Source organism: Chloroflexota bacterium (assembly GCA_026706485.1).
In the GTDB taxonomy this organism is placed as follows: Bacteria; Chloroflexota; UBA11872; order UBA11872; family UBA11872; genus JAJECS01.
This window is the reverse complement of the sequence record JAPOYR010000004.1, coordinates 108929-135095: the sequence shown is the minus strand read 5'-3', so window position 1 is coordinate 135095 and position 26167 is coordinate 108929. Positions and strand designations below refer to the sequence as shown.

Genomic DNA, 26167 nt, shown 5'->3' with positions numbered 1-26167 from the left:
TATCCCCTCTCCCTTCCAGGGAGAGGGTTAGGGTGAGGGTCATTCGAGGCTAGGAGCAGGATGTCGACCACTGTCGCAAAGGCCCCCTGATGGCTAAGCCCCGCGCCACCTTCATCTGCGAGGACTGCGGCGCGCGTCACCAGCAGTGGAGCGGCCAGTGCGGCGCCTGTGGCGCCTGGAACAGCATCATCGAGCACCGCCCGCCGCGCGCGGCGGCGTCTTCGGCCTCGGTCGCCGCGGTGCCGCTGGGCGCCGTCGAGGACGATGCCGCGGCGCGGCGCTCCACCGGCATGAGCGAGTTCGACCGCGTGCTGGGCGGCGGCCTGGTGGACGGCGCGTTGATTCTCATCGGCGGCGACCCCGGCATCGGCAAGTCCACCCTCGTGCTGCGCGCCGCCGCCGCATTGGGGACCGACCGCCGACCCGTGCTCTACGTCGCGGCGGAGGAGTCGCCCCAGCAGGTCCGCATGCGGGCGCGGCGCATGGGCCTGGAGTCCAGCGCGATTCACGTCTATCCCGACACCGAGGTCGGCGGCGCGCTGGCCGAGGCCGAGCGACTGCGCGCCGGCCTCGTCGTCGTCGACTCAATTCAAACGGTGCGCGTCGAGGGCCTGGCCGCGGCTCCCGGCAGCGTCAGCCAGGTGCGCGAGGCCACCGTCCAGATCATGCAGTTCGCCAAGGCGTCACAAACCCCCGTGATGCTGGTGGGGCACGTCACCAAGGAAGGCACCGTGGCCGGGCCGCGCACCCTCGAGCACATCGTGGACACGGTGCTCTACCTCGAGGGCGACGACTTCCACGCCCAGCGCCTGCTGCGGTCGGTGAAGAACCGCTTCGGCCCGACGTTCGAGGTGGCGGTGTTCGAGATGCGCGGCGACGGCCTGCACGAGGTGCCCAATCCTTCCGCGCTCTTCCTGGCCGAGCGTGACGCCCGCGCGCCGGGCTCGGCGGTGGCCGTGCCGCTGGAAGGCACCCGTCCGCTGGTGGTCGAGATTCAGGCGCTGACGGCGCCGACCGCCTACGCCCTGCCCAAGCGCCTCGCCACGGGATTCGACCTCAACCGGTTGCACATGCTGCTGGCGGTGCTGGGCCGCCGCGCCGGCGTCCAGCTTGGCCAGCACGACGTCTACGTCAACGTCGTCGGCGGCTTGCGGCTGCGCGAGCCGGCGGTTGACCTGGCGGTGGCGGTGGCCATCGCGTCCAGCGCGCGCGACCAGGCGCCCGGGCCGCAGGTCGCGGCGATCGGCGAGCTGGGACTTTCCGGCGAGCTGCGCTCGGTGCCCTCGGCCGCGGTGCGCGTGCGCGAGGCCGAGCGCCTGGGCTTCACCCGCTGCCTGGTGCCGTCCGCCAGCGCCCGCAACGGCGCGACCGAGGGACTTGGGGCCGCGAATCTGGCGGAGGCCCTGGCCCTCGCATTGCCATGACCGCAGGCCCCGTGGACGCCGTGGTGCTGGCCGCGGGCGGCGCAACCCGCATGGGCGGCGAGGACAAGCTGCTGACGCCCCTGGGCGACGCGCCCCTGATCGTCTGGAGCCTGCGCGCCTTCGAGCAAGCGACAGAAATCCGCCATGTGGTGGTGACCGCCAGCCCGGCCAATCGCGACCAAATCGCCGATGTGATTCGCGCGGCGCGCCTGACCAAGGTTGTCCGCGTGATTCTGGGCGGCACGTCCCGCGCCGGATCGGTCCTCTGCGGACTTGAAGCGCTCGCGGACGGTGGCGTGGCGTTCGCCGCCATTCACGACGGCGCCCGTCCGTTCGTGACCCCGGACATCATCGCGCGCGGCGTCCAGGCGGCGCGGGCGCACGGGGCGGCGGTGGCCGCCGTGCCGTCCGTCGACACCGTCAAGCTCGTCACGCCCGCGGGCCGGGTCAGCCGCACGCTGCCGCGCGACCAGGTGTGGCTGGCCCAGACCCCGCAATTCGGTCGCCTGGACGACTTGCTCCAGGCCCACCGGCGCAATCGGGACCGCTTGGCCGACTTCACCGACGACGTGGCGTTGCTGGAGCACGAGGGCGTGCCCGTGCACGTCTTCGAGTCCGACGCGGGCAACGTCAAGATCACCCGGCCCGCGGACTTGCAGGCGGCACGTGTCCGGGTCGCGTCGATGCCCAGCTATCCTGACGCCATGACCGAACCTGACACTCAACAGTGATGGCTGACGCCAAGCAAGCCCCGGCCCCCGCCCCACGCCGTCGACGCCGAGACATTCGTGAGCGCATGGAAAGCGCGCGGCTGGCGTCGTGGGAGCTGCTCGAGGACCCCGATCTCGCGATCTTCACCATCGAGCGCCCTGACGGCGAGCCGTTCGCGGAGTTCGAGCCCGGCCAGTACACCCAGCTCGCCTTCTGGGATCAGCCGACGGACGACCCGCGCCCGCGCCAGTTCTCCATCGCGTCGACGCCCGCTGACCGCACCTCGCTCGAGTTCTACGTCATCCTGGTGCGCGACGCGGACGAGGACGGCAGCAACCGCCAGGGCGTCTTCACCGGCGCGCTCTGGCGCCACGTGCCCGGCGACGAGGTGCTCTACATGCCGCGCCCCGCCGGACGCTTCGTGCCCTCCCGGACCTCGCAGCACGACCTGGTGTGCGCCGCCACCGGCACGGGCCTCGCCCCGTTCGTTTCGATGGCCCGCGTGTTCTGGCAGGACTTTCAGCGCGACGGCCGCTTGCCGCGGCGTCTCACGGTCCTCCACGGCGTGTCCTACGCTAGCCAGCTGGGCTATCGCGCCGAGCTGGAGGAGCTGGCCTCCCACGCGGGGTTCGAGCTCCTCTACGTACCCGTCGTCAGCCGGCCTTCCCAAGACCCCGGATACGACGAACCCATGGGCCGCGGGCGACTGAACGATGTCTTGCGCATGATCTGCGGCGAGCCCGCCATCGGCCGCGTGGAGCCCTGGCTCCCTGCCGAGGTCCGCGACCAGGTGCGCGCGCGGCTCTCGGTCGCCGGCAGCGCGGCCTACCTGTGCGGCAATCCGGGCATGATCAGCGACGTGAAAGAAGTGCTCGAATCCAAGGGTTTCCCCACCACCGGCCGCGAGTCGCAGGTCATCACGGAGGACTACTGGTAGGCGGCGCGGAGGCGTCAGAGCCCCTGCCCGAGATCCGCGTGGGCCACGGCTACGACATCCATCGGCTCGCCGGCGGCCACCCATTGATGATCGGCGGCGTGCAGGTGCCGTCGGAGCAGGGGGCCCTGGGTCACTCCGACGCCGACGTGCTGCTGCATGCCGTCGTGGATGCCATCCTGGGCGCGCTCAAGGCTGGCGACATCGGCCGCCACTATCCCGACACCGACCCCGCCTGGCGCGGCGCCGACAGTTCCCGGTTCGCGCGCGAGACGGCGGCCCGCGCCCGCGACACCGGCTGGGAGCCGGTGAACGTCGACGCCACAGTCTTGCTGGAGCGGCCCAAGCTCGCCGAGCACGTGCCCGCCATCGAGAAACGGGTAGCTGAGTGCCTCGACGTCGCCGCCGACCGCGTCAACGTCAAGGCCGCCACGAATGAGGGACTGGACGCCGTGGGCGAGGGCCGCGCCATCGCCTGCCACGCCGTGGTCCTGCTGGCGCAGCGCCATCGGTAGAATTCGCCGCCGCATCGCCCACGGTCAGCCACGGTGACGCTTCACATCTCCGACACCCGCACGGGAGAGAAGCGTCCCTTCACGCCGCTCGACGAGACGGTGCGGATCTACGTCTGCGGCATGACCCCCAAGGCCCCGCCCCACGCCGGCCACGGCTTCATGTTCGTCCACATGGACGTGGTCCGGCGCTACCTGGAGTACCGCGGCTACAAGGTGCGGCACCTCCAGAACTTCACCGACATCGACGACAAGATCATCGACCGGGCGCGGGCCGTCGGACAGGACCCGCTCGAATATGCCGAGGAGCAGACGCGAGCCTACTTCGACGTGCTCGACCGCCTGCGCGTGCGCCATGCCCACGAGTACCCCACGGTCACCGGCTCGATGTCGGCGATTGTGGCGGCGGTGCAACATCTCATCGACCGCGGCGTGGCCTACGCCACCTCGCAGGGAGTCTACTTCTCGGTGCCTGACTTCCCCGACTACGGCTCGCTGTCCGGACGCACGGACGAACTCGGCGTCGAGGCCGGCGCGCGCGTGGAGGTGGACCCCGAGAAGCGCGACCCGCGCGACTTCGCGCTTTGGAAGCTCGCCCCGGACGACGAGATCGGCTGGGACAGTCCCTGGGGTCGCGGACGCCCCGGCTGGCATATCGAGTGCTCCACCATGATCCAGACCGCGTTCGGCAACCAGATCGACATCCACGGCGGCGGCGCCGACCTGATCTTCCCGCATCATGAAAACGAGATCGCGCAGTCCGAAGCCGGCAGCGGGGAGTCGCCGTTCGTGCGGCACTGGCTGCACACGGGGTTGCTGCAGACCGAGGGCGAAAAAATGGCCCACTCCGCCGGCAACTACACCACCCTGGCGGATGTGCTGGAGGTCGTGGAGCCGGACGTGCTGCGGCTCTTCTTCCTTTCGGTGCACTACCGCACGGCGATGGGCTTCTCGATGGAGGCCCTGCAGCCGTCCGCGTCCGCCTACGAGCGGCTGCGGAGCATTCTGCGCGCGCGCGGCGGCGATCCCTCTGGCGACGCGGAGACGCTGGCCGCGGCGTCTGGACAGGCCCAGCGCGAGTTCGAGTCCGCCATGGACGACGACTTCAACGCCCCACGCGCCATCGGCGCGCTGTTCGAGCTTGGGCGGTCCATCAACCGTGCCGCGCCGAGCGCGACGCCCGCTGCCGTGACCGAGGCCCAGGCCTGTCTCCGCGACCTTTTGGGCGTCCTCGGCATCGAGGTGGGCGAAGGCACGGCCGACGCCGCAGACGCCGCGCCGTACATTGAGCTGCTGGTCGAGATTCGCGGCATGGCGCGGGAGGCGCGGCAATGGGAGCTCGCCGATCGCGTCCGGGACCGTCTGGCGGACCTCGACGTCGTCCTGGAAGACGGCCCCGACGGCACGATTTGGCGCCGCAAGGCGCCGACCGACCCCTAGCCGGAGCCATCTGGGGCCGCCACCCCGTCCGCGAAGCGCTCGCTGCCGGCTACCGCCTGACGCGCCTGATGGTCGCCCGTGGCGCCGCCGAATCCACGGCGCCCCTGCGTGAGCTGGCGGGCGACGCCGGCGTGCCGGTGGCCTTTGTTGACGCAGCCGAATTGGACTCGCTGGCCTTCGGCGGCAACCACCAGGGCGTCGTCGCCACCATTGACTCAACCCCGAACGCCGCACCGCGTGACCTGCTGCAACCCCAGCCGGGACGCGCCCAACCGCCGCTGATCCTGGCCGCCGACCAGGTCGAGGACGTGGGGAACCTGGGCTCGCTGGTCCGCACGCTCGAAGCCTGCGGCGGCGCCGGGCTGATCGTGCCGCAGCGGCGCAGCGCGGCGCTGACCGGCGGTCTGGCCCGCGCCTCCGCCGGAGCGAGCCTGCGCTCGACCGTGGTCAACGTGACCAACCTCGCGCGGGCGCTCAAATCCCTCCAGTCGGACGGCGTGCGCGTCATCGGCCTCGACGCTGACGCCGAGACGCCGTTCGACGCCATGGCCTACGACGCGCCATGCTGCATCGTCGTGGGCAACGAGGCGCGTGGGATGCGGCCAAGCGTGCGCGAGGCGTGCGATGTAATCGTGCGCGTGCCCCTGCGCAGCGGCATCGGCTCGCTCAACGTCGCCGCCGCCGGCGCCATCGTCCTGCACCACATCGCCCGCCAACGAACCGAGTGACCCTTGCACAACCGTCACGCTTTCGTTCGACCCCCTCTCCCCTTGAGAGACCTCTGCGCATCCCCTCCGTCATTCCGGCGGAAGCCGGAATCCAGTCCGGTCGAGCCTGGAAACGAGCCGGATGCCTGGCGTCGGGCAGGTCCGGTTCCCTCTCCCTTCCAGGGAGAGGGTTAGGGTGAGGGTCTCCAAAGGCGGAAATCCATGAACACCGACGTCATCAGCCTCAAGGGCATGATCTTCTTCGCCTACCACGGCGCCCGCGCCGAGGAGCGCACCCTGGGGCAGCGCTTCGTGGTGGACATGGACGTTCACGCCGACCTGCGCGCCGCCGGCCAGTCCGACAGCGTCAGCGACACCGTCAACTACAGCGAGCTCTACGCCGTCGCGCAGGATGTGATGCAGGGGCAGCCGCGCAATCTGCTGGAGTCGCTCGGAGAAACGATCGCCGCGCGCGTTCTGGCCGAGTTCCCCCGCGTCACCCGCGTGCGCGTGCGCATCGCCAAGCCCAGCGTCGCCATCGCCGGCTCCATTCTCGCCGAAGCCGCCGTCACCATCGATCGCGCACGAGCGTAGGCCGCAACCACCGGCATTCGGCGGTGTCCAGATCCCGTTTGGCGACGACGCACTCTCGGCGATAGCCGAACCCGCACTTGCGAATCCGCTGGCTACCTGGGACACAGGTCCATTGGCGGAGTATATTTGCACTCCCTAGAATTGGTCGGTTTGCGCGAGTGCCTAGATACCTGCCTGGAATACGAACCCTCATGCCCAAGCTGTGCCTGGCTAGCCAACGGCGACGGCTGCGCCTCGCGGCTGCGGTGCTGGCCATTGCTTCGATAGCCGCGCTCACCGTCTGGCCATCAGCAGCGGCGCTGTCGTGCGAAGGCATCGCCCTCGACGACGGCTGCCTCTTCACCATCACCGGCGGCGACACGGACGATCCCAACGACGGCTTCGCGGTCACCAACGCTGACGGCGTGCCGCTGTGGGACTTCGTCCAAGCGCGCGACCTCCAGGCCATCGGCTATCCCATCAGCCAGCGCTGGGTCAACGGCCCCTTCACGCTCCAGGCCTTCCAGAAGGTGATCCTCCAGTGGGATCCCGGCCAAGGCCGCATGAACTACTACAACACCCTCGACGTGCTCGCGAATCGGTACCCCGACGTCGAGCTGCCCAACGTCCCGCCCCACCAGGTGCTCGAAGCCGACCGCGGCGCCGACTTCGCCACCATCACCCAAAACCACCTGGCGCTGCTGGAGCAGAACGCGGCCATCAAGGCGCGCTTCCTCAGCGAGCCCGACTGGCTGAACCTCTACGGGCTCCCCATCCGCTATGAGGAACGGGAGGTCAACGGCAATCCGCAAGGCCTGCAGATGCTGCGCGCCCAGCGCACGGTGTTCGTGATCTGGAACGTGCCCGCTCCGGGAGTCACGGTGGGCCGGGTGAACCTGCAGAACGTCCCCGACAAGGTGAAGCGGCTCAGTAACGTGATCATTCCGGATGCGGCCAAGGCGCCCGTTGCCCAGCACGACGTCGCCGGGCTCCCCCGCTTCACGCTGCCCACGACCTCGCCAGCGCCGGCATCCGCACCTGGGCCGGTTTCGACTCCGGCTTCCGACCGGGAGGTGCTGATCCGGCTCTACCACGCCACCAATGGACCGAACTGGAGAAGCAACGCCAACTGGCTGAGCGACGCCCCTCTCAGCGAATGGGACGGGGTTGCCACCGACGACTCCGGCCGGGTCACGCAGCTAGTGCTCACCTCCAACCGGCTGGCCGGAGTCTTGCCGCCTGAGCTGGGGCAACTCTCGAAGCTGAGGGTGCTGAGTACCCAATTGAATAGCCTGACCGGGACCGTCCCGCCCGAGTTGGGCCAACTGGCAAGCCTGGAAGCGCTGGATCTCGCGATCAACGACCTTGCGGGAACAATCCCGCCGGCGCTCGGCGATCTCGCCAACCTGAAGTGGCTTGGTCTTACTGGCAACCAGATAACTGGACCGATCCCGCCCGAGCTTGGTCGCCTCTCCAACCTGATCCACCTGGGTCTCGAGGCAAACCGCCTAACCGGTGCGATACCACCCGAGCTGGCCCAACTGTCCCGGCTCGTATGGCTGGCGCTTGCCGGCGGTAACCAATTCACCGGCTGCATCCCCGACCGGTTGCAGGATGTCGAAGAAAACGACCTTGCCAGGCTTGGTCTGCCCTTCTGCGGGGCCAGCGACGAGACAGCGGAGGTCGAGACCGAGGCCGAGGATTCGGCTGAGGTCACGGTTGAAGAGGTGGTGGAGGTCACGGTTGAAGGGGCGGACAGCGCCGAATGGCGCAGCTTCCTGCCCACGGTAGGCGACACCGTCCGCACAACATTACTTGGGTTCAAATTGACGCTGGTCTCGGTGCAACGTTTCGAACAGTTGACGCAGGCTCAAGGCTCACCGGTTAGGCCCCGGAACGGCCTGTACCTGGTCGTGACCTTCACGTTCACCAACACCAAAGACAGCGGAAACATCGTCGTCTCCAAGGAGAACATTTTTCTGTATGACCCGGACTACAACAGCATTCCTGTGGACTCCGAGGGTGTCATGGCGCTCAGCGGCATGGCCACGCCGGCATCGGAAGGCCGCCCGGTAGTCGAGGTCGAGAGCGTGCCAAGCGGCGAGACGGCCACGTTTGCCGTGGTGTTCGATCTCGTCCCGAGCTTGGTCGACCTGGCAATCGAAATCGAGGGCATCAGCTTCGCGGTGCCCAATCCCTAGGTGTACTGACCACAGCGGAGTGAGACGCGGCTGACGGATTCTTGGTTCAGGCGTGACCAAGATCCGGAGAGGGTCATGATGCACTCGCAGCCCACACCTACCGACGTGGTGGATGGCGGAGGAGCCGCCGTCACCATCGACCGCGCGCGGGAGTAGGCCGCAGCCACGGCGCCATTCCGTGTTATCGGCTCGCTCGGCGCCACCTGCGGTGCAAACCACACTCTCACTCTCGTTCGCTCGGTGCGGGCAAACTCCGGTCCGTGCGTGCGCTAGAGTTGCGCCGCCTGGCTGTCGGGCGGTTCGCGGGAGTGCCGGGCCGCCGTCACCTAGGGCAACGCCTCATGCCTGATCTGTGCCTGAGTATTCGGTGGCGACGGCTGCGCGCGGCGCTCGCGGTGCTGGCCATCGCCGTCATGGCTGCGCTGACCGTTTGGCCGTCGGCGGCGGCGCTGGAGTGCGAGGGCGTCACCCTCGACGAGGGCTGCCTTTTCACCATTACGGGCGGCGACACCGAGGATCCGGGCGACGGCTTTGCGGTGACCAACACCGACGGCGTGCCGCTCTGGGACTTCGTCCGAGCGCGCGACCTCCAGGCCATCGGCTACCCCATCAGCCAGCGCTGGGCGCGCGGCCCCTTCACCCTCCAGGCCTTCCAGAAGGTCATCCTCCAGTGGGACCCCGGCAAGCAGCGGATGAACTACTACAACACCCTCGACGTGCTCGCGAATCGCTATCCCGACGTCGAGCTGCCCAACGTGCCCCCGCACCAGGTGCTCGAAGCCGACCAGGGCGCCGATTTCGCCACCATCACGCGGAACCACCTGGCGCTCTTGGACCAAAACGCGCCCATCAAGGACCGGTTCCTGAGCGAGCCCGACTGGCTCAATCTCTACGGCCTGCCCATCCGCTACGAGGAGCGGGAAGTCAACAGCAACCCCCAGGGCCTGCAGATGCTGCGGGCGCAGCGCACCGTGTTCGTGATCTGGAACGTGCCGGCGCCAGGGACGACCGTGGGCCGGGTGAACCTGCAAAACGTGCCCGACAAGGTGAAGAAGCTGAGCAACGTCATCATCCCGGACGCGGCCAAGGCGCCGGTGCTGGCAAGCCAGGTGGCCGAGTTACCAACGTTCTCGCTGGAGACTCCCACGCCGGCCCCCCTTCTCGTACCCGTCTCGGAACGGGCCGCGCTGGTTGCGCTCTACAACGCGACCGACGGGCCGAACTGGACAAACAGCGCCAACTGGCTGAGCGAGGCGTCGCTCGATGTATGGCATGGCGTCACTACCGATCCCGCCGGCCACGTCACCGAACTGCGGCTACAGGAGAACGGATTAGGCGGAGCGATTCCGCTGGAGTTAGGCAGCCTCACCAACCTCCGCGAGCTTCACCTCACGGGGAACCGGCTGGAAGGGACGATCCCCGCGGCGCTGGGCCGCCTGACCAACCTGCAGGCGCTCTACCTCGAGTCGAACCAGTTGCGGGGGACAATCCCGGTTGAGTTGGGCAACCTCACTGCACTGGGAGGACTGTCGCTCGCGTCTAACCAGTTGAGTGGAGCGATACCCGCGGAACTCGGCCGCCTCTCCAACCTCGTCCAGCTATCCCTCTGGGACAACCAGTTGCGGGGGACGATTCCGGCAGAGCTGAGCCTCCTCACCAACCTGCGAGCGCTATACCTCGATCGCAACCGGCTGAGTGGAGTGATACCCGCCGAGCTCGGCCGTCTGAGCAGCCTGCACGCGCTGTACCTTTTTGACAATCGGTTGACTGGGACGATCCCGCCTGAATTGGGCGACGTGGCCAGCCTGCGGGAGCTTCGGCTCGATGCGAACCAGTTGACCGGGGAGATACCGCCCGGGCTAGGCCGCCTCTCTAACCTGGCACGACTCGATCTCAGCTCGAACCTATTCCGGGGGGCGATCCCGCCAGAGTTGGGTCGCCTCGCCAATCTCGAAGAGCTGAATCTCGGTGCAAACCATTTGACTGGGGCGATTCCGCCCGAGTTAGGTCGCCTCGCCAATCTCACCTTCCTTGAGCTCGGTGAGAACCGACTGAGCGGGGAGATTCCGTCGGAGTTGGGCAGACTGCCGAGTCTGTTGGGGCTGTTCCTCCACGAAAACGAGTTGCGTGGGGCGGTCCCGCTCGCACTGGGCCGCCTCGTCAACCTAGCGTGGCTGAACCTTAGTGATAACGAGCTGACAGGGGCGATACCCCCCGTGCTTGGCAATCTCGCCAACCTGAGAGTCCTGGCGCTCGAAGCAAATCAGCTCAGCGGCTCGATTCCTCCCGCCCTTGGCAACCTCACCAATCTGAATTTTCTGTTTCTAGGTGAGAATCAGTTGAGCGGCGCGATTCCGTCCGAATTAGGCAACCTTGTGAGCTTGGCTGCGTTGAGTCTCGACGCGAACCGGTTAAGCGGCGAGATCCCGCCCCATCTCGGGAACCTCGTCAACCTGGAATGGCTGGACTTGCAACACAACGAGCTGAGCGGCGCGATTCCGTCCGACTTGGGCAGCCTTGTCAACCTGGGACTTCTGCTGCTCGATGACAACCAGCTCAGCGGGGTCATCCCGTCCGAGTTGGGAAATCTTTCAAACCTGGAGGTGCTGAAGCTAGGCGGAAGCAACGAATTCTCCGGGTGCGTTCCCGCGGGATTGCGCGGCGTGCCGGGCAGTGATCTTGCCGAGCTTGGTCTGCCGTTCTGTGAGACCGGCTGACCCCGCATCAACCTAAGGCGCCGAGCCGCTGCGGCGCTCTTCATCCCGGCGCTTGTCGAACTTGTAGGGGAGCACTTTGCCCGGCGACAGCCAGCGCCGTATGGGAGAAACATCCTTCGCCGCCGACCCGCAAAGTTGGTGGCGTTGAGGTCGCGAGCCACCGCGCCGGTGGTTGCCGCGCGCCGGGGCTTCGGCAATGCTTGCCGCAGTCCAACAACTAGTGAAATTCCCGCACAACGCCTCCGTGGGAGGCAGCGCCCATGACCGTTCGTGCCGCCGCGTTGACGCTCCTGCTCCTCGCCGCGTTCGCCGCGACGGGACGAGCGCCGACGACGGCATCCGCGCAAACGCCGTCAGCTGATCGGGATGCGCTGGTCGCGCTCTACCACGCGACCGACGGGCCGAACTGGACCCGCACCGCCAACTGGCTGACCGACGCGCCCCTCGGCGAATGGCACGGCGTCACCACCGACGACGCCGGCCGGGTCACGGAGCTGCGCCTGCCTGAGAACGGGCTGTCCGGAGAGCTCCCGCCCGCGCTCGGCAGTCTCGCCAATCTGCGCGCGGCGGACCTCAGTGGGAACCAGCTGGGCGGAGCGCTGCCACGCGAGCTGGGGCGCCTGGCCAGCCTGCGGCAGCTGTGGTTCAACGACAACCAGCTCAGCGGGGAGCTGCCGCCCGAACTCGGCAGCCTGGCCAACCTGACCCTCTTGGGGCTTGGCGGCAACCGGCTGAGCGGGGACATCCCCGCCGAACTAGGCAACCTCTCCAATCTACGCCAGCTGTCGCTCCGGGAAAACCAGTTGGCTGGTGAGATTCCGCCCGACCTCGGGCGCCTCACGGACCTTCGCGGGCTGAACCTCTCGGGGAATCAATTAACCGAGGAGATTCCGCCAGCGTTGGGCCGCCTCAGCAACCTGCAAGCGCTAAGGCTCAACGCCAACAAGTTGACCGGCGCCATACCGTCCGAGCTCGGCAACCTTTCCGAGCTGGAAACGCTCGCACTTTCGGACAATCAGCTAAGCGGTGCCATCCCGCCCGAGCTGAGTCGTCTTGCCAACTTGCGCCTGCTCCTCCTCGACCACAACCAGTTGACCGGCGCGATCCCCGCTGAATTCGGGGGCCTGGAGAATCTGCGCGAACTCCAGGTGCACCAGAACCGGCTCACAGGCGCGATCCCGCCCGAGTTGGTGCGCCTCGTCAACCTCGAAGTGCTGCAGCTCGGCGGCAACGACCAATTCACCGGCTGCATCCCGGCTGAGTTGGGGGAGATCGCGATCAACGATCTCGACGACCTCGGCCTGGCGTTCTGCGCCGCCGATCCCGAGGCGACCGTGACGCCCTCCGTTACCACGGACCGGGCCGCGCTGGTCGCGCTCTATCGCCTCAGCGACGGACCGAACTGGATCAACAACAGCGGCTGGCTCAGCGAGGCGACTCTCGACAAGTGGCATGGCGTCGACACGGACGAGAGCGGCCGTGTCGTCGCCCTATGGCTGGGTGAGAACGGGCTGCGTGGAGAGATCCCGGCCAGGTTGGGTCGCCTCACCAACCTGGAGCGGTTGATTCTCAGCGGGAATCACTTCCACGGGCAGATCCCGCCCGAGCTTGGCCGCCTCGTCAACCTGACATCGCTCGGACTGCGTGGGAACCAGCTCAGCGGGCCCATTCCACCTGAACTGGGAAACATCGCCAAACTGGTATGGCTGGACATCACCAACAACGAGTTGAGCGGGCCCATCCCATCCGAGTTGGGCCGGCTCGCCAACCTCGAGTCGCTTTGGCTCACGGGAAACCAACTAGAGGGAGAGATCCCACCCGAGCTCGGCAGCCTGTTCAAGCTGCAATCGCTGTATCTCAACGACAACCACCTGCAGGGCGCAATACCGCCTGAAATAGTCGGGCTCGCCAACCTGGAATGGCTGATCCTCTCCGGCAACCAGTTGTCGGGGCCCATTCCGCCGGAGCTGGGCAACCTCGCCAATCTCCAGGCGCTCTGGCTAGCTGATGGCAACCAACTCACCGGGTGCATCCCCGCGTCGTTGGAAGACGTGCCGCAGAGCGACCTCGCCTGGCTTGAGCTGCCGGTTTGCGATCCGACCGCCGCCGCTGAGCGAGCCGCCCTGGTTGCGCTCTACCACGCGACGGACGGACCGAATTGGACTACCAACACCAATTGGCTCAGCGACGCGCCCGTCGGCGAATGGCACGGCGTCACCACGGACGACGACGGCCGCGCGACCATATTGGACCTCCGAGAGAACGGATTGCGCGGCGAATTGCCGCCCGAGCTCGGCGATCTCTCTAACTTGAGAGTGCTGAGCCTGTCCCTCAACAACCTGCATGGCCGCATCCCCTCCGAGCTTGGCCGCCTGATCAACCTGCGAGAGTTGGATCTCTTCAGCAACCAGCTGCTTGGAACGATTCCGTTGGAGTTGGGGAATCTCACCGAGCTGCAATACCTCACACTCAGTCGCAACCAGCTCGGTGGCGTCATCCCTGCCGAACTGGGCCGTCTCACCAGGCTCGTGGATCTCTCTCTCGCAGAAAACCACCTGCGTGGGGCGATCCCTTCGGAGTTCGGCGGTCTCTCGAGCCTTGAAAGGCTGGCGCTTTCCATGAACCAGCTGAGTGGGGCGATTCCACCCGAGCTTGGTCGCCTCGCCAACCTGGTATTGCTCTGGCTCGGATTCAACGAGCTCACAGGAAGTATCCCGCCGGAGCTCGGGAATCTCTCAAACCTCACGTTGCTGCATCTCCGGACCAACCGGCTGTCCGGGGAGATTCCACCCGAACTAGGAAACCTGGTCCTCCTGGATGGCCTCCTTCTGGACGAGAATCAGCTCACTGGGCAGATTCCGCCGGAGCTAGCTCACCTCCGCCGTCTGAAAACACTCGAGCTCAGCCACAACCAACTCACAGGTCAGATTCCGCCCCAATTGGCTCTCCTCACCAATCTGGAATGGCTGTCGCTTCGTCAGAACCAGCTGCAGGGACCGATCCCTCCCGTATTGGGAAGTCTCGCCGAACTGCGAGACCTAAAGCTCGACAACAACCAGTTGCAGGGCACGATCCCTCCCGAACTGGGCAATCTCACCAACCTGTTAGGGCTGCATCTCGACGGGAACCGACTGCATGGGCCCATCCCAGTCGAGTTGGGCCGCATCCCCAACCTAAGCTTCGTGCGGCTCAGTGGCGGCAATGAATTCACCGGGTGCATACCCAACGCAGTGCGTGCGATCGAGTCCAACGATTTCCAGGATCTCGAGCTCTGGCCGTGCGGGATCAGCGAAGTCGCCGAGGACCGGGCGGCGCTGATCGCCTTCTACCACGCCACCAACGGTCCGGGTTGGACGAACAATCGCCACTGGCTCGGCGAGGCTCCCATCGGGGTATGGCACGGCGTGACGACGAATCCCGCCGGCCATGTGACGGCCCTGCGCCTGCAAAGCAACGAGCTATCGGGCGAACTGCCGTCCGAGTTGGGCGACCTTGCGCACCTGGAGGTTCTGGAGCTTTCGAAGAATCAATTGCGCGGGAACATTTCGCCTGACCTTGGCCGCCTCGCCAATCTGAAAGATCTCCGGCTCGGATCCAACCAGCTCACAGGGCCGATCCCGCACGAGTTGGGGCGCCTGGCCAACCTGGAGGTGCTGTGGCTGGCCGACAACCAGCTAACCGGGACGATCCCGATCCAGTTGGGGAATCTCGCCAAGCTGACCTACCTGTCGCTCCGGCAAAACCTGTTAAGCGGAAGGGTCCCGGCCGCATTGGGTCGACTTGACCACCTGAACGAACTGAAACTCCGCGGAGGCAATCGCTTCAGCGGATGCATCCCCGACGAGTTGCGGCTCGTGTCAAGCGGCGATCTCGACGACACCGGGCTTCTGTTCTGCGCCGAGGTCGGGATAGCTGCCGACACAGCCGCCCTCGTGGCGCTCTACAACGCCACCGACGGCCCGAATTGGACCACCAACACCAACTGGCTCACGGACGCGCCGCTCGGCGAATGGCACGGCGTCACAACCAACGACGCCGGCCGGGTGACGGGGTTGCAGCTTCCGCAGAACGCACTCGCAGGCAGCATCCCGCCGGAACTGGGCCTCCTCGCCAAGCTGCAGGCGCTCGACCTCAATCACAACCAGTTGACCGGAACCATCCCACCCGCCCTCGGCCGCCTCGGCAACCTGGAGGTCTTGAATCTCAGCGGCAACCGGTTGCGTGGCGCCATCCCGCCGGAATTGGGCCGGCTCCTAGTCCAGGACCGAACGGGGCTCGCGGGGGACCGGCTCCGTGAGGAGTCTGCGCCCGACCTCCCGAGCCTCACCAACCTCCGCGTGCTGAATCTCGCTGGCAACCACCTGCGCGGGACGATCCCAACCACACTGGGCCGTCTCGGCAACCTGGAATTGCTGGACCTCAGCGACAACCAACTGGGCGGTCCCATCCCCGCCGAATTGGGCACCCTCACAAACCTGGGAGGACTCTTCCTCTCGGGGAACCAGCTGCGTGGTGGCATTCCACCCGCATTGGGTCGTCTCGCCAACTTGGAGTCGTTGTATCTCGACTTCAACCGGCTAACCGGCCCGATCCCCGCCGAGCTCGGCAGCCTCACGAACCTGGGGGGCCTTTCGCTCGCCGGGAACCAACTGAGTGAATCGATCCCGCCCGAGCTGGGCCGCCTCGCCAACCTCGTGCAGCTATCCCTCTGGAACAACCACCTGCGGGGAACGATCCCAGCCGAGTTGGGCAGCCTAACCAACCTACATGGGCTGTATCTCGATGGGAACCAGCTCACCGGGGAGATCCCGCCCGAGTTGGCCCACCTGGCCAATCTGCAAGGGCTCTATCTCGGTGGAAGCAACCAATTCACCGGTTGCGTTCCCGCGGGGTTGCGCGAGGTGCCGGACAGCGATCTTGCCGAGCTTGGTCTGCCCTACTGCGAGGCCAGCTAACCCCGTCTCATCCTAGGGAGCCGAGCCCCGGCGCTTTTCCTCCCGGCGCTCGTCGAACTCGCGCAGCATCACGTTGCCCAGCGACGGCGGTCGGCGGTAGCCCGCCACATCCTTCGCCAGCGACCACTCATGCGCCTCCAGCTGGCGGGTAATCAGGTCGTCCGCCTGTTCGAGATATGCCTCGACCTCGACGTCGCCGCGGCGTACGGCTTCGATCGGGGCTCCGGTCAACACATGCCACGCCTTCGATCCAGGATTCGAGGGCGTCTGCAAGTCGTGCGCAATGGCGCCGCTCCAGGCGGTGCGGTCCGTGGGCAGGCGGTTGGGGTCGCGAAAGGCCGGCTCGCGCAGCACCGAGCGCCGAAACGGGACGGCGGCGTCGGTGCGCGCCAGCGCCCGCTGAGCCTCGGACTCCAGAAAGAACTGGGCCAGCCGCCAGGCCGGCTCGAGGTCTTCGCCGGCGCCATTGACGCCAACGCAGATCTCCAGCCCTTCCGTCACCGGAGATCCGTCCGTCCACGCGGGCAGCGGCGCCACGCCCCACGGAATCGTCGGCCGCACCAGCGGTGCGAAGTCGCTGGCGTCGACGTACAGCGCCACCTGCCCGCCGTTGAACGGCGTCCCAAAGCGCTCCTCGATGCCAAGCTCAATCTGCGACTGGCTCCGCCAGCGCGCCATGCGCCCTAAGGTGCGCGCGTGCACGGCCGACTGCATCGTGGATCGGGTCTGATCCGGAGTGAAGAACGCGTCCGCCCCACCAAGCCCTGCCGCACCGGCCATCGCGGCTCGCGTCACCCAGGGCACGGCGGCGAGGCCATAGCGATCCACGCGGTCTTCATCCGCCGCCGTGAGTCGTCGCGCCGCAAACTCGAACTCGGCGATCGACCATGGGTCCTCCCAGCTCGACGGCGGCTCGACCCCGGCCAACGCGAGGTGAGCCTCGTTGTAAAACACGCCGAGGTACGCCGCGCCGATGCTGAGAGCGGTCATCTCCCCGCCTGGCCCTGTCCGCGCCTCGATGGCAGCCGGCGCCAGATCGTCCAGCTCGAGGTCGCGCGCCACGAACTCGTCCAGTGGCGCCAGGTAGCCGCCGGCCGAAAGGTCGAACACGTCGTCCGCCGCCACCCGGACCACGTCCGCGTCAATGCCGTCGACCAGCCCGGCGCGCATGCCATCCCCGGCCAAGGCGTTGTCCAGCCGCACGTCGAGATCGACCTCGGGCTGCGCCTGCTCAAACGCCGCCAGCGATTGGCGCAGCGCGTTCAGCTCGGCGGGCGTCCCCCAGCCGGCGAATTGGATCGTCGTGCCGGCCGGAAGCGGCGTGGCTTCCGCCGCGGCGAGGGTCGTGGGCGCGGACTGCGTCGGGCTCGGCGTTGGCGTATACCGTGGCACGTTGACGACTTCGACCGGGAGCGGAGTCAACGGCGGCAGTTCCGTGTCCGCCGGACCTAGATCGCAACCCGTGATTCCGGCTGCCACGGCCAGCGGCAGGGCGCGCAGGATGGCGCGCCGCGAACAGCGGCCGGCGGCTGTGCGCGGCGGCGGATTGAGCGGGCGCCGAGCGCCCGGCGATGGGGATGGGTTCGCCACGTGCTGGAAGCCTCGGGGCCGCCCGACAGGCGAAGGCGCGCCGCTGCTTGAGATCAGGGACCGCCCGACGTGCGCCAGACCTAGCGCCCTGACGCAGGATAGCAGCGGTCCCCGGCAGCCCAGCCTCCGAAACACGCGCTCCCTCACGCTGCGCAACGCCCACCGCTCATCCCAGCGCACCGCCGGCCCTGGGCGTGACGCAACGACACGGCCCGACCGACGGCTCGCCGGTAGTCAGCGGCGCGCCCTCACGCTACCCTGCGGCCGCGGCCCATGACCGCCGGACGGCGGCTTCACCAGAGGCGATGACGATGTATCGCGCCGGCATCGTAGGGCTTGGCGTCGGCAAGCGGCACGCCGGCGCCTACACGGGTAGCGACGCGACCGATCTCGTCGCCATCGCCGACCTCGACGCCGCGCTCTTGGACGAGGTCGGCCGCACCTTCGAGGTGCCGCACCGCTACACCAGCCTCGAGGCCATGCTGGAGCACGAGACGCTCGACATTGTCAGCGTCGCCACCCCCTGCCAGCACCATGCGCCCATGGTCATCGCCGCCGCCGAGGCCCGCCCCAAGGCCATCATCTGCGAGAAGCCCATGGCGCCCGACATGGGCGGCGTCGAAGCCATGATCGCGGCCTGCGACGAGCACGGCGTCAAGCTCGTCATCAGCCACATGCGCCGGCAGCTCCCCCAATTCGCTCATGCGCGTCGGCTAATCGCCGAGGGCGCCATCGGCCGGCCCCTCGCCTGCACCGTGAGCGCCCAGGAAGGCGGTCTGCTGAACCAGGGCTCCCACGTCGTCGACCTGGTGCGCTTCATGCTCGCTGACCCGGCGGTCGAGTGGGCCGTGGGTCAGGTGCAGCGCGAAACCGACCGCTACGAGCGCGCCCTACCCGTCGAGGACCTCTGCGGGGGCGTCATCGCCTTCGAAGGCGGTACGCGTCTCGTGCTCGACGTGGACATCGGCGCCAACCCCACCATCGGCAACTGGGGCTTCGTGCTGGCGGGCGATGAAGGAGTGCTCCGCATCTCCACCCACTCGGCGCATGGCCGCGAGGCTTTCGACCTGCATCTAACGTCGTCCGCCCACGGCGAGATGGATCTTGCGTCAACGGAGTTCCCGGAGGTCGATCCCTGGGTCGCCCAAGTCGACAAGCTGGCCACCTGGATCGACGGCGGCCCGGAGCACGTGCAGTCCATCGCGCGCACCCTGCCGTCGCACCAAGCCCTCATGGCCATCTACGAGTCCGCGCGCACCCGCTCACGCGTAACCTTGCCGCTCTCGACCCGCCGCTCGCCTCTCGAGGCCATGATCGAGGACGGCCAACTGACCGTTCGCTATCCGGGCGCCTACGACATCCGCCATGCCGGGGTCTATCCCCCGGTGGAGGCCTGAGCCGTGTCCGCCGCATCTGCCCAGGACCGACCCCTGCGCGCCGCCGTCGTCGGCGCCCGCATCGGACGCACGCATGCCGCCGGCTACGCCGCCAGCGAGCGCGCCGATCTGGTGGCGATCTGCGACGCCATCGAGTCGCGCTGCCACGCGCTGGCCGACGCGCACGACGTGCAGGCCCGCTACACCGACTTCGAGACCATGCTGCGCGAGCAGCGGCCCGAGGTCCTCAGCATCGCCACCCCGCAGGCCACCCACGCGCCGCTCACCATCCTCGCCGCCAGCCGCTACAAGCCCGCCGCCATCCTGTGCGAGAAGGCCATGGCCGGCAATCTGGGCGAGGCGCGCGCCATGCTGGAGACCTGTGACAGGAACGGCGTGAAGCTCGCCATCGGGCACCAGGGCCGCTGGCTGCCGGCCTTCGAGGAGGCACGGGACGCAGTGGCCGCCGGTGATATCGGCGCCCCGGTCTTCGCCCGCGTGGGCTGCACCGTCGGCGGCATCACCAATCACCTCACCCATGCCCTAGACCGCATGCTCTTCATGCTGGGAGAGCCCGAGATCGAATGGGTGTTGGGCAACGTCCAGCGCGAGACCGACCGCTGGGAGCGCGGCTGGCCTAGCGAGGAAATGGCCGTGGCGGTCGTCGGGCTGGCCGGCGGCATGCGGCTGGGCCTGGAAAGCGAAACGCCCGACGCGCCGGGTCTGGAGGCCCACACCCACCTCATCGTGGGCACGGACGGTCTATTGATCGTGTCCCGGGACGGCCGCGGTACCGACTATGCCGTGCGCATCGTGGGCCGCGACGGACACACCCGCGACATCCCCGCCGGCGGCGGCTACTACGACGACGCCCGCCTACGCGAAACCGACGCCCTCGCGGCCTGGGCCGCAGGCGAGGTCGACGAGCATCGCGGCGACGCCCACCTCGCCATCAAGACCCAGGAAGGCCTCATGGCCATCTACGAGTCGGCCCGCATCCGCGGCCTCGTGCGCCTGCCGCTCAAGACCATGGCCTCGCCGCTCATCCAGATGATCGAGTCCGGCGAGCTCCCCGTGCGCTACCCCGGCCGCTACGACATCCGCCACCACACGGCGGGCTACCGGAGCTAGCCCCCCGCTCGCAGCTCGAAGGCGTGCGTCCCCGTGCGCACGGTCGTGCGCACCTCGCCGTCCGTGACCACGAAGCCAGCCGCGGCCACCGCCTCGGCGTCGTCCAGCGTCGTCTCGGAGTCCCGGTAGACCAGCGTCCCGCCTGGATCAGCCGAGCGCTCGAGCACGACTTCGGCTTCAACCCCTCGCGGCACCTCCACGTCCAGCGCCTGCCCGCCAGCCGTCCGCCGCCAGCGCACCGCGATGTCTCCGTGAGGCGTTGGGAACGTCCCCTCCACTCGCGGCAGTGACCCGGTCCGCGGGGCGATGCGGCAGGTGTCGAATCCCGGACTGGTCGGCGTGACCCCCAGCACTCGCGTCGAAAGCACGTAGCCCACCAGGATGCCGCCGGTATGCGCCAAGCTGCGCGTGGACATCGGTCGCACGAGGTTTTCGTCATGACGCTGGGCGTAGTCGGAGTCCTCGACGATGCGGTGGCCGCCGGTGAACGGGTCCCACAGCTCCCAGATCATCGGGTTGTCGGTGGACTCCAGCATCGGGCGATACCGCCGCTTGATGAGATCGAGTCCCTCGTCGATCAGCCCCGCGCCCAGGATCGCGTCGGCCACGTAGCCGAAGAACAGCGGCGTGGCCTGCACCAGGTCGTCGTATTGCTCCACGATCGCGCGCGCCACCGCCGCGCGGCGCTCCGGCGGCGCGATGCCGTAGAGGATGGCGTAGGCATTGGAGATATCGCTGTAGACGCCGTCCGCCCCGGTCGCCCGGTCGCTGTCGTAGAACAGCCCGCGATCCTCGTCCCAAAACCGGCGGCGCAGCGTCTCGCGCACGTCGGCGGCGATGCGCCGCCAGCGCTTGGCGTCGCGCGGCACGCCCACCCGATCCGCCAGCCAGGCCGCGTCCTCCAACCCGCCCACGTAGAGCGCGTTGGTGATGAAGCTGGCCCCGCGCAGGTCGTTGGCCGTCCAGTCCAGCGTGTTCTGCAGCGGCAGATTGCGCAGCAGGCCGTCGGCGTCGCGGTGCGGCTCATACCAGTCGATCTGGGGCGGCACGCTGCGATACAGCTCCTCCAGCACCCAGCGCCGCCCGGTGTGCAGGTAGTGCTCGCGAACGCGCATGCTCCACTGGAACAGGAAGTTGGCCACCACGTAGCGCTGTGGGTTCTCGGGCGGATAGACCATCTGCAGCATCCCGTCGCCGCGATTGCTCAGCGGTACCAGCCGCATGAAGCGGTCGGTGAGCGTCAGATCGCCATAGGCCGCGAAGCACATGTGCATCACGTGGCTGCCGTCGCCGGTGTTGAAGATCGCCCGCTCGCGGAAGCCCTCGTGCACCAGCGTGTCTTCGAAGTTGAGGTAGGCCGTGTCGGCGCAGGCGGTCCACAGCGCGCCGAGCAGCGGTTCGCCGCACTCGAAGGCGCCGCGCCGCTCCGCCGGATACACGTATTCGTCCACCGAGATCGACTCGATGTGCACAGGGGCGTAGTTGCTGCGCACGCACAGGTGCAGATAGCGAAACTGCTTGTATTCCGCCGGCTCCCACACCTGCCGGCCCTCGCGGGCCAGATAGCGATCGCCGTAGGGCGCGCCGGGCGGGATGCGGTTGTCGATGATTTGCTGGCCGTAGGTCATGTCCACGATGGCCCCGGCGGACGCCGTCAGCCGCACGCGGGGGAACCCGAAGAGCTGTCGCCCAAAGTCCAGCACGATGAACGGCGACCGGATGCCGTGCCCACGGGCGAACACGCCCTGCATCTGGGTCACGCCGTCCGACCTCATCAGAGCGTCGGCGTTCTCGATCGCCGCGTGCTCCAGCGGAAAGTGCACTTCCTGCACCAGGCGCTCCGGCAGATCGCGGACGGCCCCGCGGCTCTCCTCGATCACCTCGCCCGTGGCCGCCACCCGCGCGGGAAACACCTCCCGCTCGTCCAGCAGCGCCGTTTCCCGGGCCTCCAGCAGCACCCAGTCGTAGTCTCGGGTGGGGACTTCCCAGGCCGAGTCCCAGTCGCCGTCGTCGAACTCCGGCTGCATCCAGTCGGGCGGGTCGGCGGCCGCGTCAAAGACCTCCGGCGGACCCACCAGCGAGTGGATGACCTTGATCGTCCGGTCCCAGGCCTTGGCCTCATGCACCCGCCAGGCAGCGTCGGTGCCTATCGTCGAGGTTGCGCCGTCCGCATTCTCGGTCTCCAGCTGCGCCCAAAGGCCCGCGCGCTCGCCCACGCCATAGGCGTTGCCGCTCCAGCTCGCCCAGCCGTCGCCTTGGCGAGGCGTGGCGTAGTGATAGGCCCGCACGGCGATGGTGTTGGCGCCGGACCGCAGGTGCGCCGCGACGTCGTGGATGTCATAGCTCTTGCGGCGCGGGTCGCTGCGCGCCGGGCCGCGAGCGATGTACGTCCCGTTGACCCAGAGTGCGTAGCGGTCCGAGGCGGTGATGCGCAGCTGTGCCGTCGTGGGGGCCTCGGCGAGATCGAACGAGCGCCGCGCATAGAGGAAGAAGTGGAACGGCTTGCGCTCGCCCTCCACCCATATCCAGCGCCCGGTCCACTGCCGCACCGAACGCAACTCCGGCGGCGTCGCTGGATGCATCGGTTCCTCTCGTCCGCCACGCTATCGCGAACGAGTATGCGCAGGCGCCAACGGCAAGTCGAGCCTCAGCCCCCGCTCTTCGACGGCTCCGCCGGCAGCACCTCGTAGATCACGCCCCAGCGCGGCTCGACGGTGTAGGCGGCCTCGTATTCGGGCGTCGAGCGCTGGATATAAAGGCGCCGACCGCTGGCCAGGATGTCGGCCGCCTGATCGAATCCCATCGTGTAGTAGTCCGCCGTTCGGATGCGAATGCCTCGGTGGCCCTCGCGGAAGGCCGCGTAGCGTGCATACCAGGACGAGGTCCAGTTCGTCAGATAGATGCTGTCGGGCGCCATCTGCCGCATGATGCCGATGCCGATCATGGCCTGCTCCGCCGCGTTCTCACGCAGCTGCACGATGTTGTCGCGCGCCTCACCGGTGAATTGCTGCTGCACCCGCAGACCGGCGGCAAGCACCACCACTCCAGCGGCCAGCACGGCATAACGCGCCCATGACGGCGCGAAGCGTCGCACCGTCGGTTCAGCCCGTCGCAGCAGCCAGCCGGCGGCCACCGCCAGACACACCGCCAGCAGGGCATAGATCACCGCGAAGTACCGGGCGCTGTCAAAGAACGGGTATGAGGCCAAGATGAACCAGATCGTCGTCAGGCCGGTCCAGGCAATCCAGGCGGCCAAGCGCGCGCGCTGGCGGGCCAGCACCGCCCACCCCACCGCCGCCAGCGCCAGCCACCCCCAACCCAGCTCGCGCATCATGTCGTTCGCCAGCAGAGGCCAATTCTCCAGGAAGGTCACGAACCCGCCGTCGATGGGGGTGTTCACCGTCTCGGCCTCGCCCACCAGCCTGAGCGGCTGGTCAAAGACCAAGCGCAAGAAGTCTTCGACGGAGAGGCGCTCGATGTTTCTGGGATACCTCATGGGAACTGGAGTGACCAACGCCCGCAAGACGTAGAGCCACGGGAGCAGCCCAACGGCCACGGCGCCCGCAAGCGCCGCCAGCGACCGCGGGCGGGCGATGCCCGGAAAGCGCCGGAAGGCCACGAATGCGACCGTGGCCGGCAGCATGAAAACGCTGACGCCGTGATTGGTGAACGACAGTCCCGTCACGAATCCCACGGCGGCCAGGCGCATCACCGAGGGCCGCTCGTCATATGCGATCAACGCGCCGATGAGCAGGACCACGATCAGCGTTTGCAGGCTCATCGTCCCCGCCTGCGTCGCCTGCGCCCAGACGCTGTAGCCAGTCGTGAAGACGACCGTGGCCAGCAGGCCGGCCAACCGCGAGCGAGTGAGAACCGCCGTCGCCACGAACAGCGTCACGCCCGCGGCGATGGCGTACAGGGCATTGACGATGTTGGCCACGTGGGCCGGCTCGGCAAACCGCGCGACCCGGACCGCGGCATTAATACTGCCCGTCAGCAGCGGATAGCCCGGCGGGTGCGGGATGCCGCCGATATAGCCGAAGGTCTGGAACTGGCCCCAGTCACCCCCGGCCACATTGGTGACGGCACTGAGCCCATAGAACGCCGTCAGCACCCCGCCCAGGATGACCGCCGGAACGAAAAGCGGCGTTCGCAGCAGTCGCCGAAACACCGTCTCCCCCGTCGCCGGCCAAGCGCTCGGAGAATGCCACACGGAACGACGCCGCCCGCTGGCATCTTAGGATTTCGCCGGCAGCACCTCGTAGATCACGCCCCAGCGCGGCTCCACCGTGTAGGCAGCCTCATATTCCGGCGACGTGCGCTGCAGATAGAGACGTCGACCGCTGGCCAGAATCTCAGCCGCGTCGTCGAATCCCATCCGCCAGTAGTCCGCCGTCTGGATGCGGATGCCGCGGTCGTCCTCGCGAATGGCCGCGTATCGCGTATACCAGGACGATGTCCAGTCGGTCATATAGACACTGCCCGGCGCCATCCGGCGCATGAGGCCAAGGCCGACGTCGGACTGCTTCTCAGCTTCTTCGCGCAACTCCACGATATGGCTGCGCGCCTCGCCGGCGAACTGCTGCTGGACCCGCAAGCCGGCGGCAAGGACGACCAGAAGGCCGGCGGCAAGCACGGCAGAGCGCGCAAATGCCGGCGCGAAGCGCTTGACGGTCGGCTCCACCCATCGCAGCAACCAGCCGACGGCCACCGCCAGACAGATCGCCAGCAGCGCATAGATCACCGCGAAATACCGCACGCCATCGAACATCGGCATGGAGGCCAAGGCGAACCAGATGGTCACCAGTCCGGTCCAGGCAACCCAGACGGCCAGGCGCGCCCGTTGTCGCGCCAGCACCACCCACCCGAGCACCGCCAGCGCCAGCCAGCCCCAGCCAAACTCGCGCAGCGCGTGGTCGGCCAGCACGGTCCACTGCTGCAGGAATGCGAATCCGCCGTCGTCGATCGGCGTATTGATCGTGCGAACGTCGCTTACACGCTCGAACGGTCGGCCAACGACCATGTGCACGATCTCGTCGACGCCGAGCCGGGCAACGTTGTCGGGGTATCTCGTAGCAACGGGCACGAAGAGCCCCCGAATCACGTAGATCCAGGGAAGCAACCCAACCCCGATGGCTCCCGCTACCGTCGCCAGCGTCCGCGGGCGGGCGACCCCCGGAAAGCGCCGGCTCGCGACGAACGCGGCCGTGGCCGGCAGCATGAAGAGGCTGACGCCATGGTTCGTCAGCGAGAGCCCCGTCGCGAACCCCACCGCGGCCAGCCGCACGACCGACGGCCGGTCGTCGTAGGCGACGAGCGCGCCAACCAGCACGACGACGATCAGCGTTTGCAGGCTCATGGCCCCCGCCTGCGCGGCATGGGCCCAAATGCTGAACCCGGTGGTGAAGACAACCGTGGCCAGCAAACCGGCCAGCCGCGAGCGCGCGAGCACGGCCGTCACCACAAACAGCGCCACACCCGCGGCGACGGCGTAGCCGGCGTTGACGACATTCGCCACGTGGGCGGGATCGGCAAAGTCCTCGACGCCGGTCAGACGGTGGGCGAGGCGTCTCACGGGAAGGGCGGCGTGGTTCGCGAGGTGAATGCTGCCGGTCAGCAACGGATAGCCCGGCGGATGCGGAATCCCGCCCAGGTAGCCGAACGTCTGAAACTGGCCCCAGTCACCCCCGGCGACCCGGGTCGCGGCGCTGAGGCCGTAGAACACCGTCAGCACGCCGCCCAGGAGCACCGACGGAACGGTCAGCGGCGATCGCAGCACGCGGCGAAACACGGGCACTTCGAGAGGTCGGCGAGCGCTCGGAGAATGCCATACGGGGGAGCGCCGTCCGCCCGGGCATCAGCCGCCCAGTCCGGTGCCCGAGTCGCGGCCTGTCGG

16 protein-coding genes are annotated in these 26167 nt (G+C 67.9%); 12 read left to right on the top strand and 4 right to left on the bottom strand.

The annotated features are described in order from the left end of the window. Window positions 1–89: 89 nt before the first annotated feature. The 10 genes from radA to OXG79_03105 all read left to right on the top strand — a co-directional run bounded on the left by radA (window position 90) and on the right by OXG79_03105 (window position 16174). Window positions 90–1424 (top strand): DNA repair protein RadA, encoded by a 1335-nt coding sequence (radA, locus tag OXG79_03150; protein ID MCY3782766.1) that lies wholly within the window; start codon window positions 90–92, stop codon window positions 1422–1424. Next, the gene (gene ispD, locus OXG79_03145) at window positions 1421–2155 is read left to right on the top strand and encodes a 2-C-methyl-D-erythritol 4-phosphate cytidylyltransferase (protein ID MCY3782765.1); all 735 of its coding nucleotides are present in this window, start codon (window positions 1421–1423) and stop codon (window positions 2153–2155) included. Before radA ends, ispD begins: the two co-directional genes overlap by 4 nt. A gap of 65 nt (window positions 2156–2220) precedes the next feature. Continuing rightward, window positions 2221–3072, top strand: a complete 852-nt coding sequence (locus OXG79_03140; protein ID MCY3782764.1) for a hypothetical protein — start codon at window positions 2221–2223, stop codon at window positions 3070–3072. A 32-nt stretch (window positions 3073–3104) separates the two neighbouring features. Further along, window positions 3105–3584 (top strand): 2-C-methyl-D-erythritol 2,4-cyclodiphosphate synthase, encoded by a 480-nt coding sequence (gene ispF, locus OXG79_03135; protein MCY3782763.1) that lies wholly within the window; start codon window positions 3105–3107, stop codon window positions 3582–3584. A 33-nt stretch (window positions 3585–3617) separates the two neighbouring features. Continuing rightward, window positions 3618–5021, top strand: a complete 1404-nt coding sequence (gene cysS, locus OXG79_03130) for a cysteine--tRNA ligase (protein ID MCY3782762.1) — start codon at window positions 3618–3620, stop codon at window positions 5019–5021. After that, window positions 4913–5749 carry a 23S rRNA (guanosine(2251)-2'-O)-methyltransferase RlmB gene (gene rlmB, locus OXG79_03125; protein MCY3782761.1) on the top strand — a complete coding sequence of 279 codons (837 nt, stop codon included), beginning with the start codon at window positions 4913–4915 and terminating at the stop codon, window positions 5747–5749. Before cysS ends, rlmB begins: the two co-directional genes overlap by 109 nt. Window positions 5750–5950: 201 nt before the next feature. Further along, window positions 5951–6322, top strand: coding sequence for a dihydroneopterin aldolase (gene folB / locus OXG79_03120; protein ID MCY3782760.1), 372 nt, complete (start codon window positions 5951–5953; stop codon window positions 6320–6322). A 191-nt stretch (window positions 6323–6513) separates the two neighbouring features. Then, a complete protein-coding gene (locus OXG79_03115) occupies window positions 6514–8502 on the top strand; it encodes a hypothetical protein (GenBank protein MCY3782759.1) in 1989 nt (662 codons plus the stop codon). A gap of 341 nt (window positions 8503–8843) precedes the next feature. Continuing rightward, window positions 8844–11219 carry a hypothetical protein gene (locus OXG79_03110; GenBank protein MCY3782758.1) on the top strand — a complete coding sequence of 792 codons (2376 nt, stop codon included), beginning with the start codon at window positions 8844–8846 and terminating at the stop codon, window positions 11217–11219. Window positions 11220–11479: 260 nt separating this feature from the next. Next, entirely contained in the window at window positions 11480–16174 is a 4695-nt protein-coding gene (locus OXG79_03105) for a hypothetical protein (GenBank protein ID MCY3782757.1), read from the top strand. Window positions 16175–16186: 12 nt separating this feature from the next. Here OXG79_03105 and OXG79_03100 read toward each other — a convergent pair whose 3' ends face one another. Next, on the bottom strand, window positions 16187–17764 hold the full coding sequence (locus OXG79_03100) for an extracellular solute-binding protein (GenBank protein ID MCY3782756.1): 1578 nt from the start codon (window positions 17762–17764) through the stop codon (window positions 16187–16189). A 305-nt stretch (window positions 17765–18069) separates the two neighbouring features. On the opposite strand from OXG79_03100, the gene OXG79_03095 reads away from it, so the two are divergent. Continuing rightward, the gene (locus tag OXG79_03095) at window positions 18070–19161 is read left to right on the top strand and encodes a Gfo/Idh/MocA family oxidoreductase (protein MCY3782755.1); all 1092 of its coding nucleotides are present in this window, start codon (window positions 18070–18072) and stop codon (window positions 19159–19161) included. Between the two features lie 3 nt (window positions 19162–19164). After that, window positions 19165–20271 carry a Gfo/Idh/MocA family oxidoreductase gene (locus OXG79_03090; GenBank protein ID MCY3782754.1) on the top strand — a complete coding sequence of 369 codons (1107 nt, stop codon included), beginning with the start codon at window positions 19165–19167 and terminating at the stop codon, window positions 20269–20271. On the opposite strand, the gene OXG79_03085 is transcribed toward OXG79_03090, so the two are convergent. The 3 genes from OXG79_03085 to OXG79_03075 all read right to left on the bottom strand — a co-directional run bounded on the left by OXG79_03085 (window position 20268) and on the right by OXG79_03075 (window position 26068). Then, window positions 20268–22853 carry an alpha-L-rhamnosidase N-terminal domain-containing protein gene (locus OXG79_03085; GenBank protein ID MCY3782753.1) on the bottom strand — a complete coding sequence of 862 codons (2586 nt, stop codon included), beginning with the start codon at window positions 22851–22853 and terminating at the stop codon, window positions 20268–20270. The genes OXG79_03090 and OXG79_03085 overlap by 4 nt on opposite strands. 65 nt (window positions 22854–22918) lie before the next feature. Beyond that, window positions 22919–24484: a DUF2723 domain-containing protein gene (locus tag OXG79_03080; GenBank protein ID MCY3782752.1), complete on the bottom strand. Its 1566-nt coding sequence runs from the start codon at window positions 24482–24484 to the stop codon at window positions 22919–22921. A 24-nt stretch (window positions 24485–24508) separates the two neighbouring features. After that, complete coding sequence (locus OXG79_03075) at window positions 24509–26068, bottom strand: DUF2723 domain-containing protein (protein ID MCY3782751.1); 1560 nt, start codon at window positions 26066–26068, stop codon at window positions 24509–24511. Window positions 26069–26167: the final 99 nt, after the last annotated feature.